Annotated in this window: 14 protein-coding genes; 5 read left to right on the top strand and 9 right to left on the bottom strand. The window is 62.5% G+C overall.

The genetic code is table 11. From position 1 onward, the window contains the following. Positions 1-85: 85 nt before the first annotated feature. The 4 genes from acnA to dut all read right to left on the bottom strand — a co-directional run bounded on the left by acnA (position 86) and on the right by dut (position 4,889). On the bottom strand, positions 86-2,914 hold the full coding sequence (gene acnA / locus SJY18_RS02730; protein WP_337337944.1) for an aconitate hydratase AcnA: 2,829 nt from the start codon (positions 2,912-2,914) through the stop codon (positions 86-88). 138 nt (positions 2,915-3,052) lie between these two features. After that, a complete protein-coding gene (locus SJY18_RS02725; protein WP_396668311.1) occupies positions 3,053-3,841 on the bottom strand; it encodes a DUF3159 domain-containing protein in 789 nt (262 codons plus the stop codon). Next, positions 3,838-4,440 carry a DUF3710 domain-containing protein gene (locus tag SJY18_RS02720; protein ID WP_396668310.1) on the bottom strand — a complete coding sequence of 201 codons (603 nt, stop codon included), beginning with the start codon at positions 4,438-4,440 and terminating at the stop codon, positions 3,838-3,840. The genes SJY18_RS02725 and SJY18_RS02720 overlap by 4 nt, the downstream gene beginning before the upstream one ends. Beyond that, positions 4,437-4,889 (bottom strand): dUTP diphosphatase, encoded by a 453-nt coding sequence (gene dut, locus SJY18_RS02715; protein ID WP_396668309.1) that lies wholly within the window; start codon positions 4,887-4,889, stop codon positions 4,437-4,439. Before dut ends, SJY18_RS02720 begins: the two co-directional genes overlap by 4 nt. A gap of 12 nt (positions 4,890-4,901) precedes the next feature. Between dut and SJY18_RS02710 the strand changes: the two genes are divergently transcribed. Beyond that, positions 4,902-5,390: a DUF3093 domain-containing protein gene (locus SJY18_RS02710; RefSeq protein ID WP_396668308.1), complete on the top strand. Its 489-nt coding sequence runs from the start codon at positions 4,902-4,904 to the stop codon at positions 5,388-5,390. Here the strand turns inward: SJY18_RS02710 and SJY18_RS02705 are convergent. Continuing rightward, positions 5,365-5,661, bottom strand: a complete 297-nt coding sequence (locus tag SJY18_RS02705) for a DUF4193 domain-containing protein (RefSeq protein ID WP_337337949.1) — start codon at positions 5,659-5,661, stop codon at positions 5,365-5,367. The two genes, SJY18_RS02710 and SJY18_RS02705, sit on opposite strands and share 26 nt — an antisense overlap. Positions 5,662-5,871: 210 nt before the next feature. Here SJY18_RS02705 and sepH point away from each other — a divergent pair, with 210 nt between their 5' ends. Next, positions 5,872-6,924 carry a septation protein SepH gene (sepH, locus tag SJY18_RS02700; protein ID WP_337337950.1) on the top strand — a complete coding sequence of 351 codons (1,053 nt, stop codon included), beginning with the start codon at positions 5,872-5,874 and terminating at the stop codon, positions 6,922-6,924. Here sepH and SJY18_RS02695 read toward each other — a convergent pair whose 3' ends face one another. Next, entirely contained in the window at positions 6,925-8,040 is a 1,116-nt protein-coding gene (locus SJY18_RS02695) for an alkaline phosphatase family protein (protein ID WP_396668307.1), read from the bottom strand. It lies immediately after the preceding gene. A gap of 68 nt (positions 8,041-8,108) precedes the next feature. Here SJY18_RS02695 and SJY18_RS02690 point away from each other — a divergent pair, with 68 nt between their 5' ends. Then, positions 8,109-10,568 carry a DNA topoisomerase (ATP-hydrolyzing) subunit A gene (locus SJY18_RS02690; protein WP_396668306.1) on the top strand — a complete coding sequence of 820 codons (2,460 nt, stop codon included), beginning with the start codon at positions 8,109-8,111 and terminating at the stop codon, positions 10,566-10,568. A 7-nt stretch (positions 10,569-10,575) separates the two neighbouring features. On the opposite strand, the gene SJY18_RS02685 is transcribed toward SJY18_RS02690, so the two are convergent. Beyond that, entirely contained in the window at positions 10,576-12,651 is a 2,076-nt protein-coding gene (locus SJY18_RS02685) for a type IIA DNA topoisomerase subunit B (RefSeq protein WP_396668305.1), read from the bottom strand. Positions 12,652-12,824: 173 nt separating this feature from the next. On the opposite strand from SJY18_RS02685, the gene SJY18_RS02680 reads away from it, so the two are divergent. After that, the gene (locus tag SJY18_RS02680; RefSeq protein ID WP_337337954.1) at positions 12,825-13,043 is read left to right on the top strand and encodes a hypothetical protein; all 219 of its coding nucleotides are present in this window, start codon (positions 12,825-12,827) and stop codon (positions 13,041-13,043) included. Positions 13,044-13,048: 5 nt separating this feature from the next. On the opposite strand, the gene SJY18_RS02675 is transcribed toward SJY18_RS02680, so the two are convergent. Together SJY18_RS02675 and SJY18_RS02670 are read right to left on the bottom strand one after the other, a co-directional pair. Continuing rightward, the gene (locus tag SJY18_RS02675; RefSeq protein ID WP_396668304.1) at positions 13,049-14,098 is read right to left on the bottom strand and encodes an alanine racemase; all 1,050 of its coding nucleotides are present in this window, start codon (positions 14,096-14,098) and stop codon (positions 13,049-13,051) included. After that, positions 14,095-14,772, bottom strand: coding sequence for an alanine racemase C-terminal domain-containing protein (locus tag SJY18_RS02670; protein ID WP_396668303.1), 678 nt, complete (start codon positions 14,770-14,772; stop codon positions 14,095-14,097). Before SJY18_RS02670 ends, SJY18_RS02675 begins: the two co-directional genes overlap by 4 nt. A gap of 46 nt (positions 14,773-14,818) precedes the next feature. Here SJY18_RS02670 and SJY18_RS02665 point away from each other — a divergent pair, with 46 nt between their 5' ends. Further along, entirely contained in the window at positions 14,819-15,841 is a 1,023-nt protein-coding gene (locus SJY18_RS02665; RefSeq protein WP_396668302.1) for a sugar-transfer associated ATP-grasp domain-containing protein, read from the top strand. The last annotated feature ends 11 nt before the right edge of the window (positions 15,842-15,852 follow it).

Raw genomic sequence — 15,852 nt, 5'->3', positions numbered from 1 at the left:
CCTAAAGGGCGCAATTCAGTCTAACCGCGAGACAACGAAGAGGCCGGGACTTGCGTCCCGACCTCTTCGATGTGTGTTGGTTTGCTTAGACGAGCGAGCGCAGCACGTACTGCAGAATTCCACCGTTGCGGTAGTAGTCAGCTTCGCCGGGAGTATCGATGCGCACTACGGCATCGAACTCCACAGTCGGCTTGCCTTCGGCAGAGAATTCGCTTGGCTTCGCCGTTACGTGCACTGACTTCGGCGTGACGCCTTCGTTCAGCTGCTCAAGACCTGAGATCGAGACGATCTCTGTGCCGTCGAGTCCGAGCGAGGCCCAGCTTTCGCCCGCGGGGAACTGCAGCGGGACGACGCCCATTCCGATCAAGTTTGAGCGGTGGATGCGCTCGAAGCTCTCGGTGATGACCGCTTTCACCCCGAGCAGGCTGGTGCCCTTGGCCGCCCAGTCGCGCGAAGAACCAGAGCCATACTCCTTGCCGCCGAAGATCACGAGCGGCGTGCCCTGGGCCTGGTAGTTCTGGCTCGCGTCGTAGATGAACGACTGCGGACCACCAGCTTGCGTGAAGTCGCGAGTGAAGCCACCCTCTACCTCAGCGCCGTCATTCACTGAACGCACGAGCTGGTTTTTGAGGCGGATGTTCGCGAACGTGCCGCGGATCATGATCTCGTGGTTGCCACGACGTGAGCCGTAGGAGTTGAAGTCCTTGCGGTCAACGCCGTGCTCTGCCAGGTACTGACCGGCTGGGCTGTCTGCCTTGATGTTTCCGGCGGGGCTGATGTGGTCGGTGGTGACCGAGTCCAGCAGTGTCGCCATCACGCGCGCATCTTCGATGTCGGTGACCGGAGTCAGCTCCATCGTCATGCCATCGAAGTACGGGGGCTTGCGCACGTAGGTCGACTGCGCATCCCACTCGAAAACATCACCGGTCGGAGTGGGGAGGTTCTTCCAACGGTCATCGCCCTCGAACACGCTGGCGTACTGGGTATCGAACATCTCTTTGTTGATCGATGAGTCGATCGTTGACTGGACCTCGGCGGCGTCGGGCCAGATGTCCTTCAGGAAGACATCGTTGCCGTCGGAGTCCTTGCCGAGTGCGTCGGTTTCGAAGTCGAAGTTCATCGTTCCCGCGAGCGAGTACGCGATGACCAGTGGCGGGCTTGCCAGGTAGTTCATCTTCACGTCGGGGTTGATGCGGCCCTCGAAGTTGCGGTTTCCGGAAAGAACCGCAGTGACAGCGAGATCGTTCTCGTTGATCGCTGTCGATACTTCTTCGATCAGCGGGCCGGAGTTACCGATGCACGTCGTGCATCCATAACCCACCGTGTAGAAGCCCAGAGCCTCCAGGTCGTCGGTCAGGCCTGCCTTCTCGTAGTAGTCGGTGACGACCTTCGAGCCGGGCGCGAGCGTCGTCTTGACCCACGGCTTCGCCTTGAGGCCCTTCTTCACCGCATTGCGAGCGAGAAGTCCCGCGGCCAGCATGACCGAAGGGTTCGATGTGTTGGTGCACGAGGTGATAGCGGCGATCGTGACAGCGCCGTGATCGAGCGTGAACTTCTCACCATCTTCGAGCGTGACCGCAGACGGCTTCGACACCGACTTCGGTGCGTGGCTGTTGTGGTGGTGCTCGTGCGAGTTGTGCTCGTCTTCCGGCGTGTTGCCGGGCGGGTCGGATGCCGGGAACGATTCCGCACCTTCGAGGTCAACGAGGTCGTGGTCGACCTCGGCGTAATTCACGAGATCGAGTTCGAACTGCTCCTTCGAGCGCGACAACTCAATGCGGTCTTGCGGACGCTTCGGCCCGGCGATCGAGGGAACAACTGTCGACAGATCGAGTTCCATGTACTCGCTGAAGGTGGGCTCCACCGAAGCGTCGTGCCAAAGGCTCTGCTCTTTCGCATAGGCCTCGACGAGCGCGAGGGACTGTTCGCTGCGGCCGGTCAGTCGCAGGTAGTCCACGGTGACCGAGTCGATCGGGAACATGGCGGCCGTCGAACCGAATTCCGGGCTCATGTTTCCGATGGTGGCGCGGTTGGCCAGCGGCACCGAGGCGACGCCGTCGCCGTAGAACTCGACGAACTTTCCGACAACACCGTGCTGGCGAAGCATGTCAGTGATTGTGAGCACGACGTCAGTGGCGGTGACCGCAGCAGGGATCGTTCCGGTCAGTTTGAAGCCGACAACCTTCGGAATGAGCATCGACACGGGCTGCCCGAGCATGGCGGCCTCTGCCTCGATGCCGCCGACGCCCCAGCCGAGCACGCCGAGACCGTTCACCATGGTGGTGTGCGAGTCGGTACCGACGCAGGTGTCGGGGTATGCCTGCAGCACACCACTGTTCGTGCGGTCATAGATGACCTTTGCGAGGTGCTCGATGTTCACCTGGTGCACGATGCCGGTGCCAGGAGGAACGACCTTGAAGTCGTTGAACGCGGTCTGGCCCCAGCGCAAGAACTGGTACCGCTCGCCGTTGCGCTGGTACTCGATCTCTACGTTGCGCTCCAGTGCGTTCTCGCTGCCGAACAGGTCAGCGATCACCGAGTGGTCGATGACCATCTCGGCGGGCGAGAGCGGATTGATCTTGGTGGGATCGCCGCCTAGTTCAACGACCGCTTCGCGCATCGTGGCAAGGTCGACGATGCAGGGCACGCCCGTGAAGTCCTGCATGACGACGCGCGCGGGCGAGAACTGGATCTCGGTGTCGGGGTCTGCCGCAGCATCCCACGAACCAAGTGCCTCAATCTGCGCCTTCGTCACGTTCGCACCATCCTCGGTGCGAAGAAGGTTCTCCAGCAGCACCTTGAGGCTGAACGGGAGCTTCTCGTAACCGGGAACGGTATCGATGCGGAAGATCTCGTAGTCGGTGCTGCCGACCGTCAGGGTGCTCTTGGCACCGAAGCTGTCAACCGTGGACACGTGTGTCTCCTTCGTCGGCGGCGGGAGGCGCCGAAATGAGGCGCATCCCCATCATCCCGCGCTCCTGAGCCCTCGGCTAGTGAGGGTGACCTAAGCGAAGCGACGGATGAATTTATCTTGATGTCAAGATAAATCGTATCACTTGGGTTGCGGCGGATACAGAGCGCGCACGGCGAGCCACGTCACAGCGACCATCGGCGCGAAAAGCGGAAGACCCATAACGAGTTTGGCGGTTCCGAGCGCGGTCGTTGCGCCGGGGTCTCCCTCCAGACTCGCGAAGTAGAGGGGCAGCTGCACGAGCAGCCGTGCCGCAAACAAGCCGGCCCATGCGATGCCGAGCCAGAAGAATGCTCGCCGCTTGCGCTTGTCGGCACGCCATGAAGTGCCGTCTCCCATCAAGAACCCGATCGCAAGACCAATCAACGTCCAGCCGATGAGCGCCGAGACGAGCAACGCTGAGCCGTAGAGAACGTTGGTGATGAAGCCGGGAACGAAGTTGTTGCTGGCTTCGCCGGTAAACGCGGCGAACGCGGCCGCGACACCAGTGGTGACAAGCCCGCCCATTGCGGCGGTGATCGGCTGGCGCGAGACTAGACGCACGACAGTGAACACGCCGGCAGCACCGAGGGAGACGCCGAGCGACAGCCAGAGATTGCCCTTCTGCGTCTCAGGGTCGATGGTGACGGTGTAGAGCACGATGAACAGCAGTCCGGGCAGGACTGATTCGAGGATGCCGCGCCAGCCTCCCATCGCGCCCCACACGACATGGGAAGTGCTCTTGCCTTCGTTCGGGTCTAGACCGGCACGCCTGGCTGCTCCCCCAAGAGCGGCGCCGAAGATCTCCGACGCCGCGGGGGGTGAGGACGCTTCCGCCGACCCCCGATGCTCATCGCCCGATTCGGTGTCTGCGCCGTTCGCGTCACTCATGCGCTGCCGGGGGTCGCCGGCATGCGCAGGGGAATGAGATCTCGCGGCGGCATGGGTGTTCCACCTCGCACGACGACGATGGATCGGAACAGATCCTCGACTTTCGCCGCTGCTTCGACATCTGCCGTTGCCGCGCCTCCGATGACGCCTCGCAAGAACCAGCGAGGGCCGTCTACGCCCACGAAGCGCGCGAGACGCTTGCCACTGGCACCATCAGCACCAGCAACGACGGGGACTTCTGCCAGCAGCTCAGCCCCCAACGGTCCTTGGCGTTCCTCTACTCGCCCGCCCTGTTGACGCACCTGCGCGCGGATCTGTTCGCGCGTCTCGTCCCACAGCCCGGTGGAGCGGGGCGCCGCGAAGGGCTGCACCTGCAGTGTGGAGTCGGCGTAGTCGAGGCCGACGGCGACAATGCGCTTCGTCTGCTCTTCGACCTCGAGGCGCAGATTGAGGCCTTCGCGAGGGAGGATCTTGATGCCGCCGAGGTCGATGTAGGGCCGCACGGGATTGGCCTCAGTCTCGTCGAAAGGACCGTTTGCCGCGCGCAGGGCCGGGGTCAAACCCACGGGGGCGTTTTCGGCAGGTGTGGGATCGGTCATGCCGGGGTTCCCTCTTTCTGATAGCCGGTCGATCCGAAGCCACCTTCGCCACGGATGCTGTCGGGCAAGGTTTCGACCGGGATGAAGTGTGCGCGAGAGACGGGCATCACTATGAGTTGGGCAATGCGATCGCCGACGGCGACGTGAAAAGCGGTGCTGCTATCGGTGTTGAGAAGCGTCACCTTGATCTCGCCGCGGTATCCCGCGTCGACAGTGCCCGGCGAATTGACAACGGTGATGCCGTGCTTGGCCGCGAGGCCGCTTCGCGGCACGACGAATGCGGCATAGCCTTCTGGCAGAGCGATACGAACTCCGGTGCCGACAAGAGCACGAGCGCCGGGAGCAAGCGTCACGGCTTCAGACGCCACTAGGTCGGCCCCTGCGTCGCCGGGATGGGCATACACGGGTGCGTCGGGGGCGATAATGGGAATGTCCACCGTTTCAGTCACCCAACGAGGGTAATGCAGAACTCAACGAGCAGTGCAGGAGTCGGCGATTATCGCGAGCGACTCGGTCCATCTTTGTGGGTGCTGGTGAGCGCCGGAGTTGTCGCACCGATGGCAGCGCTCGTGTTTGCGCCGCTGAACACAACTCTCGCTCTTGTCATCGGAGCAGCGCTGGGATTGCTGACGGTCGTCTTGCTTGTAAGTCTCGCCCCAGTGGTCAGCGTCGAGAACGACGTCTTGCGGGCGGGACGTGCGCACATCTCCACCGAATTGCTCGGAGAACCAGAGGTGCACTCCGGCGAGTCGGCTCGGCATGCCCGAGGTACAGGACTCGATCCTCGAGCGTGGCACCTGATCCGAGGTGGAATAGACGCGGTCGTTGTTGTTCCCAATTTGGATCCTGAGGATCCCGCTCCGGCGTGGGTGATCTGCTCACGCACGCCAGAGCGACTGGCCGCGGCTATTCGCCGAGCACAGCTTACGCGGAGCACTCCAGGCAGATAGCGCCATCGGCGCCGGTGTGATCGAGCTGCGAACGGTGCTTCACAAGGAAGCAGCTCATGCAAGTGAACTCGTCGTCCTGTGCGGGAAGAACGACAACATCGAGTTCGAGGTCTGAAAGATCCGCTCCGGGCAGTTCAAAGCCTGAGGGATTATCAGCATCCTCAGCATCGACCGAACCGGAGAGCTTGTCGGGAACGCGCTCCTTGAGCGCCTCGATCGACTCGCTGTCGTCTTCGGTCTTGTTGCGTGGTGCGTCGTAATCGGTGGCCATGCCTGTACGTCTCAACTTCCGGGTGACTCGGTGTGTATCGGCCCCGTGGGGCGGCGACAGTTTGCACGAGTTTGAGCGAATACGCAAATACGCTTGGCTTTCGCGCCCTGTCACCCACCTAAACTCGCGGCGCACGCACGAAATTCCCGAGGATTTGGACGGCGTGTGTAAGCATTAGGGCGCATACGCAGGGATCGGAGAGGCGTCCGCATGGAACAGCTCAAGGTCATCGGAACAGAAGAGGACAAACTCGTCCTGGCAACCGAGTCAGGCGAAAGGTTTGTGCTCGCCATAGACGACGTTTTGCGCGTCGAATTGCGCAAGGTGCGTCGCGCCCGCGAAGACGAGAATTCCGTTCTGCGCGCCAGCCCGCGCGAGATTCAGTCGCATATTCGCGCCGGGCTTTCTGCTGCCGAGGTCGCTGAGCTTCTCGGCGCTCGCGTCGAGGACGTCGAGCGCTTTGAAGGGCCCGTGCTTGCTGAGCGTGAACACATCGTCGGGCAAGCGCTCGCTGTGCCCGTGTTGATGGGCGGCGACTTCGAACCGAGCGCTCAGCCGACTTTCGGATCCGCCGTGCGGGGCAAGCTTGCTGAAGCCGCCGCGATTGGCGAACGCTGGACCAGCTGGAAGGAGTCCACCGGGTGGATTCTGAAGCTTGAGTTCACCGCGAATGATGTCGATCACGATGCCCGCTGGAGCTTCGATCCGCGTCGCAGCACGCTGGCTCCTCTCAACTCTGACGCGGTGCAGCTCTCTCGCCAAGGATCGTTGCCTGAGGGTCTCATCCCCCGTCTACGTGCTCTAGACGTTGCTCCTGCGAAGGATGACACCCGGTTCGACAGTGGAGCGTTCGGGCCCCGCAAGATGCCCGAAGCAGACCTTGAGGCTCCCGACCTCAGCGAGCCGACGGCAGCCGCAGTTCAAGCCGCAGCGATCAAGCGTGCCGATTCTCCGGCTACCACGTCGGCCGAAACTGCAGACCTGCTTGAAGCTCTGCGTCGACGCCGTGGACAACGCGAACCGTTGCCCGGTGCTGACGAAGATGCTCCGGAGGATCCACCACGTTCGCACGCACCCGTCGCGCTCTTTGATGCGCTCGAGCCTGGCTACGAGGCGACAGTCGACGAAAACGACGACTCCGCGGCGGCGAAACCCTCACATTTCGAGTCTTCGTCTGCGGCAGCCGAGGGCGGACGCCGCAAGGGGCGGTCTTCAATGCCCTCATGGGACGAGATCGTTTTCGGCGCGAAGACCGACGACTAGCTAGCGGAATGCACCGAGCCTGATCAAGGGCACAATGCGCTCTTCGGCGGTCAACGATCCGTGCTGGCCGATCATACGTTGCGGACCTTTGTCACCCGTACGATCGTCGTAGTACGCGATTCCGGCGCGTGGGGCGATCAATACATCGCCGATTCGCTCAATGACTTCGTCGCTCACTGGGCCGAGCAAGCCCGACTCGATGATCTCGGCACGAGACAGCACCCACGAGCGCTCGCTCTCTGAGGCACGCCACCGGGCAAGGACGCTCTCTTGCTGGCCCACTTCGGCATAGACATGAAGCATGCGCGGTTCGCCTCCCACCAGTGAGACGCCGTCGACGAGATCGTCGCCAGCGCCCAGCAGAATGTGTCGGTGGCGAGGCACGTCGATCATGCCGTGGTCGGCCGTCACGACAGCACCAATACCCGGTCTCAGCTGCGCTGCCAGAGAAGCCGCGGCGGCATCCAAGGTCTCGAGAGTTCCCACCCATTCGTCGGACTGCCACCCGTGTTTGTGACCAGCGCCGTCAAGTTCCGGGGCATAGAGGTAAACCAGAGATCCGGGATGCTGATGAGCGATCCGTGCAGCTTCGGCCACTCGTTCGGTCAGGTCGTCGACACCGACGAACTGAGCGCCGGACTGGGTTGCGCGCGTATATCCGGTTGACTCATACTCGCTCTTCGAGACGACGAAGAACGCTCGACCGAGCGACGTCGCCAGCGGGATGGCGCGCTGCCACGACTCGGGTAGCCCGTCTGTCTCCCAACCCCGCAACTGGTTCGCGACCCGGTGCGTGCCGGGCACGCGAGCCTTGTAACCGACGATCCCATGCTCCCCCGGCAGCGTTCCGGTGAGCAGACTTGCCAGGGCGCTCGCTGTGGTCGAGGGAAAGACAGTGCGGGCAACATCTTTCTTGGTCGCCATCGACGCGAGAAACCGCGCGTGGCCAGACCGAGCGGCTAGATTGTGGCTCCCGAGACCATCGATGACGAAAACGATCGCGCTGGTGGCAGGGGCGAACCATGCGGAGTCTGCGCTCAGTGCGCGCGCCATCTCGGGCACAACACCGGTGAGGCTCCGGGCGTGCGGCGGGTCCACGGGTAGGCTGAGAGGCATCTGGGCCAGTCTCGCATATGCGTGCCGAGCCCTCGCCGCACCGCTGTTACCCCGAGGCCACATCGTCAATGCCTGCATCACGCCCTGAATCCGCCACCGCTGATCACGGACGCATCGAGGACGTCGATGTGTCCGCCGAAATGCAGGGTTCGTTCCTTGAATACGCCTATTCAGTGATCTACTCGCGGGCGCTTCCGGACGCCCGCGACGGACTGAAGCCGGTTCAGCGCCGCATTCTTTTTCAGATGGCCGACATGGGCCTTCGCCCAGATCGAGGCCATGTCAAAAGCGCGCGCGTCGTCGGTGAGGTCATGGGTAAGTTGCACCCGCACGGAGACAGCGCGATCTACGACGCGCTCGTGCGCCTGGCGCAGCCCTTCTCTCTGCGCGTGCCGTTGGTCGATGGCCACGGAAACTTCGGATCCCTCGATGACGGCCCGGCAGCCTCCAGATACACCGAGGCGCGGCTTGCGCCCCCGGCGCTCGCGCTGACCGAGAATCTCGACGAAGACGTCGTGGATTTCATCCCGAACTACGACGGCCAGTTTCAACAGCCCGAAGTGCTGCCCGCGGCATTCCCGAATCTGCTGGTGAACGGCGCATCGGGCATCGCGGTTGGCATGGCGACCAACATGGCGCCCCACAACCTGATCGAGGTTGTCGCTGCGGCCATTCATCTCCTTGAGCATCCCGAAGCCACCGTGGAAGAACTCATGGAGTTCGTCCCGGGGCCCGATCTGCCCTCCGGGGGCATCATCGTGGGCCTTGACGGAATCAAAGACGCGTACACGAACGGACGCGGCAGCTTCCGCACCCGCTCGAAGGTTTCGATCGAATCGGTCGGTCCGCGGCGCACGGGACTTGTCGTCACCGAACTTCCCTACCTCGTGGGTCCTGAGCGCATCATCGAGAAGATCAAAGATGCGGTCAACGCAAAGAAGCTGCAGGGCATCGCTGATGTCGCCGATCTCACGGATCGTCACCACGGGCTTCGTCTGATCATCACAATCAAGACCGGCTTTGACCCGCAGGCGGTGCTCGATCACCTTTACCGGCTGACGCCGCTCGAAGATTCATTCAGCATGAACAACGTCGCCTTGGTGGCCGGTCAGCCGGCAACGCTTGGTCTTCGTGAGATGTTGCGCGTTTACCTAGACCATCGCATCAGTGTCATCACGCGCAGAAGCCAGTATCGACTGCGCAAGCGCAAAGAGCGGTTGCATCTTGTCGAGGGCCTGCTGGTGGCCATTCTCGACATCGACGAGGTCATTCAAGTCATCCGCGCATCTGATGACACCGAGCAGGCTCGCGCGAGGCTGATGGATGTCTTTGACCTCTCACAGTTGCAGGCCGAGTACATCCTCGAGCTGCGGTTGCGCAGGTTGACCAAGTTCTCTCGTATCGAACTTGAAGCGGAGCGTGACAGCCTGCTTGCCGAGATCGCCGAGCTGGAGACGCTGCTCGGCAGCGATGCGCTGATTCGTGCTCAGGTCGCCCGCGAGCTTGAGGTCGCGGCAGACACGTATGGCACGCCGCGCCGAACCGTTCTTCTCAACGGCGGACCCGTACAGCCGCGCTCGCGCGCTGCGGCAGCAGCGGCGGAGCTGCAGATCGCTGACGCGCCGTGCCGAGTCTTCCTCTCGGCGAGCGGACGAATGGTGCGCGCCGAGCTCACCCCAGACGTGGCCGCGGGCGGAATCGTGCCACCAGCACGTCGGTCGAAGCACGACGCGATTCTTGCGAGTGTCGACACCACTGCACGCGGTGATATCGGCGCTATCACCACTCATGGTCGTCTGGTTCGCTTCACTCCCGTTGACCTGCCGTCGGTGCCCGGAAACTCTGTGCAGCTGAGCGCAGGAATGCGTGCAGACCAGTACTTGGGTCTGACGGGTGGCGAACGCATCGTATCGATCGTGCCGCTGGCCGACTCCCCCGCGATCGCCATCGGCACAGCTATGGGAACAGTCAAGCGAGTTGCTGCGACCGAACTCGGCGCCAAACACGACATCGAGATCATCTCGTTGCGCGACGGCGACCGTGTCGTCGGGGCTGCGCCCGCCTCTGACGGCGACGAACTGGTGTTCGTAGCCAGCGACGCGCAATTGCTGCGCTTCGACGCATCTTCGGTAAGACCCCAGGGCAAGGCTGCCGGAGGTATGGCAGGAATCCGTCTCAGCGACGGCGCATCCGTGATCATGTTCTCAGTGGTCGGCGCGTCGGCCTTCGATGCGGTGGTGGTCACCGTAGCTGGGGCGACCTCTGCTATCGCAGGCACCGATGCTGGCAGCGCCAAGGTGTCGGTCTTCAGCGAGTTTCCCGCGAAGGGACGCGCGACCGGTGGAGTGCGCGCCCAGCGTCTGCTGCGCGGCGAAGACGCCCTCACGCTCGCCTGGGTTGGATCAGACCCCCGTGCGATCGCCGCTGACGGAGCGACGCGTTCGCTGCCGGAGCCCGGCGCGAAGCGCGATGCCTCGGGCACACCGCTCGACGGCGTGATCGCCTACGTCGGCACCGGAGTTCGCTGACGCAGAGTCAGGCGTCGATTCTGCCGCGCTCCAGGCGGCCCGATGCGTCGATGATGAACTCACGGCGTGGTGCGACCTCGTTGCCCATCAATAGTTCGAACACCGTCGACGAGGCCTCAGCGTCGTCAACTCTCACGCGGCGCAGCAGTCGACCCGAGCGGTCCATGGTCGTAGTGGCCAACTGCTCAGCATCCATCTCACCGAGACCCTTGTAGCGCTGGATCGGTTCTTGCCAGCGCTTGTTGCTCTTGGTGAGCTTAGCCAGGAGCGTCTGCAACTCCTTTTCGGAGTAGGTGTAGATCGTCTCGTTGGGCTTCGAGCCGGGATGCATCACGATGACGCGGTGCAACGGCGGTACCGCGGCGAACACGCGTCCTTCTTCGATGAGTGGACGCATGTAGCGGAAGAACAGCGTGAGCAGAAGGGTGCGAATGTGTGCACCGTCGACATCGGCGTCGCTCATCAGGATGATCTTGCCGTAACGAGCGGCACTGAGATCGAACGAGCGCCCAGAACCGGCACCGATAACCTGGATGATCGACGCGCACTCCGCATTCGAGAGCATGTCGCTGACCGATGCCTTCTGCACGTTGAGGATTTTGCCTCGAATCGGCAGCAGCGCCTGATACTCGCTGTTTCGCGCCAACTTTGCCGTCCCGAGCGCCGAGTCACCCTCGACGATGAACAGTTCGGATTCCGCCACGTCACTTGAGCGGCAGTCCACGAGCTTCGCCGGCAGAGATGATGACTCGAGCGCGTTCTTGCGACGTTGCGTCTCTTTGTGCGCTCGTGCTGAAACACGGGCCTTCATCTCAGACACGACCTTCTCGAGCAGCTGAGAGGCCTGGGCCTTGTCATCACGTTTCGTCGAAGCGAACCGAGCGGTGAGCTCACGCGTCACCACGTTTGCGACGATCTGACGCACGGCGGGGGTGCCAAGAACCTCTTTGGTCTGGCCTTCAAACTGCGGTTCGGGAATGCGCACGGTGAGTACCGCACTGAGACCAGCGAGAATATCGTCCTTCTCGAGCTTGTCGTTGCCCACCTTCAGCTTGCGAGCGTTCTGCTCTACCTGGGTGCGCAGAACCTTCATCAGCCCGGCCTCAAACCCTTGTTGGTGAGTACCGCCCTTGGGTGTCGCGATGATGTTCACGAACGAGCGCGACGTGGTCTCGTAGCCGATACCCCATCGCACGGCGATGTCGACTTCGCATTCGCGTTCAACCTCAGTGGGGACCATTGCGCCGCTCGGTTGCAATACGGGCACTGTTTCTTTGAAGGTGCCAGTGCCGCTCAACCGCCACGTATCGGTCACCGCGGTGTCGGGAGCGAGAAACTCCGCAAACTCCGAAATACCGCCGTCGTAGCGATAGCTCGTCTCGATCGGCTCGTCGGTGCGCGCGTCACGGATGACGATCTCGAGGCCAGGTACAAGAAAAGCGGTCTGTCGTGCGCGCTGCTCTAGTTCAGTCAGCGTGAACGCTGCATCTTTAGTGAAGATCTGGCGGTCGGCCCAGTACCGAATCCGTGTGCCCGTCACGCCCTTGGGTGCACGCCCCTTCAGCTTCAGCTCCGACGCATTCTCGAACGGTGTGAAGGGAGAATCCGGTGCGTTGCCGTCGAAATTGCCGGGTTCGCCGCGGTGGAAAGACATCGCCCACGTCTTGCCGGCGCGATCCACCTCGACGTCAAGTCGTTCCGATAGTGCGTTCACGACTGATGCTCCGACGCCGTGCAATCCACCCGAGGCCGCGTAAGAGCCGCCGCCGAACTTGCCGCCGGCATGCAGCTTCGTGAAGACCACTTCCACGCCGCTCAGTCCGGTGCGTGGTTCGATATCCACGGGAATGCCTCGAGCGCGGTCGCGAACTTCTACGCTTCCGTCGTCATGCAGAATGATCTCGATATGAGACCCGTGGCCCCCGAGTGCCTCGTCTACTGAGTTGTCGATGATCTCCCACAGGCAGTGCATGAGCCCGCGCGAGTCGGTCGAGCCGATGTACATGCCCGGCCGTTTGCGGACGGCTTCAAGGCCTTCAAGTACCTGGAGGTGATGGGCGGAGTACTCGGAAGTCACAATCATCGAGCCTATCCGCGGTGTGCGCCAGGATGCCGCAGACACGCTCCGTGGCGACTTCGGCGTACGCGCTGAGCGAAATAAGGCGGTTTCTGGGCGATTGCGGGCATCGTCTAAGCCAGGGCGTGGTTGTATTTCATGACAGCTACATCGCTCTACGCATATGAGGAGGCACCGAGATGACTACGCTATCGACCCCAGAGGCCGCCGTCCTCGAACACCGCCTGACCGCGTCGGACCGCTGTGATTCATGCGGCGCTCAGGCCTACATCGCCGCCGAAGTGAACGGCAGCGAGCTGCTTTTCTGCGCTCACCACGGGCGCAAGTACGAAGAGAAGCTTCGCGCGATCGCCACCTCATGGCACGACGAGACAGCACGCCTGCACGAGGCTGTTTAGCCTTTCTATTCCCCTGAGTACACTCTGGGGATGAGTGGAGACACGCGTAGCGCGATCTCTTCGCCGATCGTGTCGATCGCTTCGGCGAGATCTGTCGGGGACGCTTCCTGGAGATCACCTGGACCGTAGATGCGAACGGTATCGCCGACGCGCGCGTCAGGCCATTTCTCAACGACCGACTGGGAGTCTCCGACGCTCAGCAGCTTTCGAGAACCAGCTGGCGTGCCGACTCGCACCAGGCCAGCGAGCGGTGATGCAAGACCATCAAGACTTCCGATGTTGACGGTTACGCTCTTCTCACCAACGGCGGTGACGTCCGCCTCAAGCCGAGATACCACGGTGAGGCCGAGCGCCTGTTCGGAGGCACCACCTGCCGAGCGGATGCCGTAGCAAAAGGCTCCCACTCTGACGAGGTCGTACCGAAACTCTGGTCTTGCGAAGGCCGCGGCGCTCGCAGCCAGATGGCGCACGCTGATGGCTAGTCCGGCCGTCGCTGCTTTCGCGAGGGCGTCCTCATACAGCCTGCGCGACTCATCGTCTTCATCGTTCGACGCTTCGGCAATGTGGCTCCACACCCCCACTACGTCGATCGACCCGGATTGTTCCAGTCGCGCGGCGTGCGCGACGAATGTGGGCCAGTGCTCAGGCCGGATGCCATTGCGGTGGAGGCCGGTGTCGATCTTCAGATGCACGCGCGCTACCTGGCCCGCCGACGCTGCAGTTGCCGCCACTTGTTCCAGGAGCGCGGCGTCGCCGATTCCTACTTCGAGTCGTTCGCTGATGACAGCGTCGACGTCTGTCTGCGAGCCAGCCATCCAGACGAAGATGCGGGCGCTATCTCCCAACGTGGCTCGAACCGCACGACCAGTGCTCACATCGAATGCGCCGAACCAGCTGACGCCCTCTTGCGCAGCCCGGCGCACCACAGGAGCTATCCCATGTCCGTAGGCGTCATCCTTCACGACCAACATCACTTCGGCGGGACCGACAACGGTACGAACACGGCTGAGGTTGCGCGCAAACGCGTTCAGATCGACGTGCAGGCTAGCGGTCACAGCGAAATCTCCCGAGCCGCGCGCAAGCCGACCATGGTCACAATCTCGTTTGCGCGCAGGCCGCATGCCTGCGTCCACTCCGCCAAAGAAGGGTCGCCGGCACGAGGGTCGCCGAAGAACACGGCGCGGTCGCCTCGTGCGACGTCCGCACTCCCGAAATCGACCACGCACACGTCCATGGCTACTCGTCCGACGACGGGATGGACGTCAGTGCCGATTCTCACGCTGATGCTGCCACCGAGGGAACGAACGACACCCTGCGCGTAGCCCCCCGTGACCAGAGCGATGTGCGTGTCGCTCGTAGCGCGAAAAAGATAGCCGTACGACACCCCTTCGCCGGTGCGCAGCCGCTTGGTGCTCAGCACGGTCCCATGCAGGTGCAGTGCCGGGATGCAGGCGTCGTCACCACCGGGTAGCCCGAAAAGCGAATACGGATCGAGGGTGCCGTCGTCGCTGGGGAGGATCGCGGCTGCTGCCAGCACCTCGGTGACCATCGGCGCGCCATGGCCCCAGGCATCCGCATCCAGTATCGATCGCGAGTACGCGCGGTCACCCGCGGCGTACGCGCGACGGGCGTTGTGAACCAAGGCTTCGCGAGACACCCGCGCCGTAGGGCCGCTGGAGGACGCCCCATGTGCTGACACGGGACCGTGCCCAGGGTTCGTCGAACTCACGCCGTCTAGACTATCGGGGTCCCCCAGTTTCTACCTCGGAGTATGCATGCCTTCTCAGCGCCTCGGTCTGAGCGACCGCCTTCGCTACCTTGTTGCTCGCGCGCGTCGAATAGATGTCGGCTCAGTGTTGGAGCGTGCCAAGGAAGCGTCGGAACAGCACGGCAAATGGACGCCCCGCATCGTGATTGACATGCTTTGGTCTGCAGGATTCAACAATGTTGGTTTTCAGGACTACATCGACTACGACTTCGCGATTCTGACGCGCTCAGAGCGAGCGACCTATATGACGCACCCGGTGTCGAACCAGCTGTCGCAGAAGTACGATCACCCCGACTACCGGTACATGTTTCAAGACAAGGTCGAGTTCAACCGCGTCTTCAGCGACTTTTTGCTACGCGACTGGATGGTCGTCACCGACGGGAACGCCGACGAAGTGCAAGCTTTCGTGACCGCTCAAAAAACGGTTGTCACGAAAGAACCAGTAGGTCAGGCGGGAACCGGCGTTCATCGGTATCACGCGGCGGAGATCGCTGACTGGGCTGAGTTTCACCGCGGACTGCTCGAACGCGGAGAACTGTTGATCGAAGAGGTGATTCGGCAGCACGAAGATCTGGCCGCTGTCTGCCCCGGCACCGTCAACACGACGCGGGTGACGGCATTCTTCGATGGCCGCGAAACCCACATACTTGCGATGGCGCAGAAGTTCGGTCGCGGCGCTGTCAGCGACCAGATGACCTTTGGCGGTTTCTATACGATGCTGGGCGAGAACGGTCATTCGATGGGCCCCGGCTACGATTCGCATGCGCACGTGCATGTGAAGCATCCCGATAGTGATTTTGTGATCGCCGACTTTCAGCTGCCCATGATCGACGAGGTCAAGGCGTTTGTCGACCAGGTAGCACGCGTCGTGCCACAAGTGCAGTACGTCGGATGGGACATCGTCGTGACCCCCGACGGCCCGGTACTCGTCGAGGGCAACTGGGGAGCGGGCGTGTACGAAAACAAGCCCAGCGTCACCGGAATTCGCACGGGCAACAAGGGCCGCTATCGAGCGGCAATCGGCTTCTAGACCCAGACAGA

The sequence above is a fragment of the Microbacterium sp. R86528 genome (assembly GCF_044596335.1).
GTDB lineage: Bacteria > Actinomycetota > Actinomycetes > Actinomycetales > Microbacteriaceae > Microbacterium > Microbacterium marmarense.
Note: the sequence above shows the minus strand (reverse complement) of the source record. Positions and strands in the feature narration are given on the sequence as shown.

Bases quoted from the DNA above. Each gene is read 5' to 3' on its own strand.
- SJY18_RS02725 (WP_396668311.1), bottom strand. From the start codon at position 3,841: ATGAGTGACGCGAACGGCGCAGACACCGAATCGGGCGATGAGCATCGG.
- SJY18_RS02720 (WP_396668310.1), bottom strand. From the start codon at position 4,440: ATGACCGATCCCACACCTGCCGAAAACGCCCCCGTGGGTTTGACCCCG.
- SJY18_RS02710 (WP_396668308.1), top strand. From the start codon at position 4,902: ATGCAGAACTCAACGAGCAGTGCAGGAGTCGGCGATTATCGCGAGCGA.
- SJY18_RS02705 (WP_337337949.1), bottom strand. From the start codon at position 5,661: ATGGCCACCGATTACGACGCACCACGCAACAAGACCGAAGACGACAGC.
- sepH (WP_337337950.1), top strand. From the start codon at position 5,872: ATGGAACAGCTCAAGGTCATCGGAACAGAAGAGGACAAACTCGTCCTG.
- SJY18_RS02695 (WP_396668307.1), bottom strand. From the start codon at position 8,040: ATGCCTCTCAGCCTACCCGTGGACCCGCCGCACGCCCGGAGCCTCACC.
- SJY18_RS02690 (WP_396668306.1), top strand. From the start codon at position 8,109: ATGCCTGCATCACGCCCTGAATCCGCCACCGCTGATCACGGACGCATC.
- SJY18_RS02685 (WP_396668305.1), bottom strand. From the start codon at position 12,651: ATGATTGTGACTTCCGAGTACTCCGCCCATCACCTCCAGGTACTTGAA.
- SJY18_RS02680 (WP_337337954.1), top strand. From the start codon at position 12,825: ATGACTACGCTATCGACCCCAGAGGCCGCCGTCCTCGAACACCGCCTG.
- SJY18_RS02665 (WP_396668302.1), top strand. From the start codon at position 14,819: ATGCCTTCTCAGCGCCTCGGTCTGAGCGACCGCCTTCGCTACCTTGTT.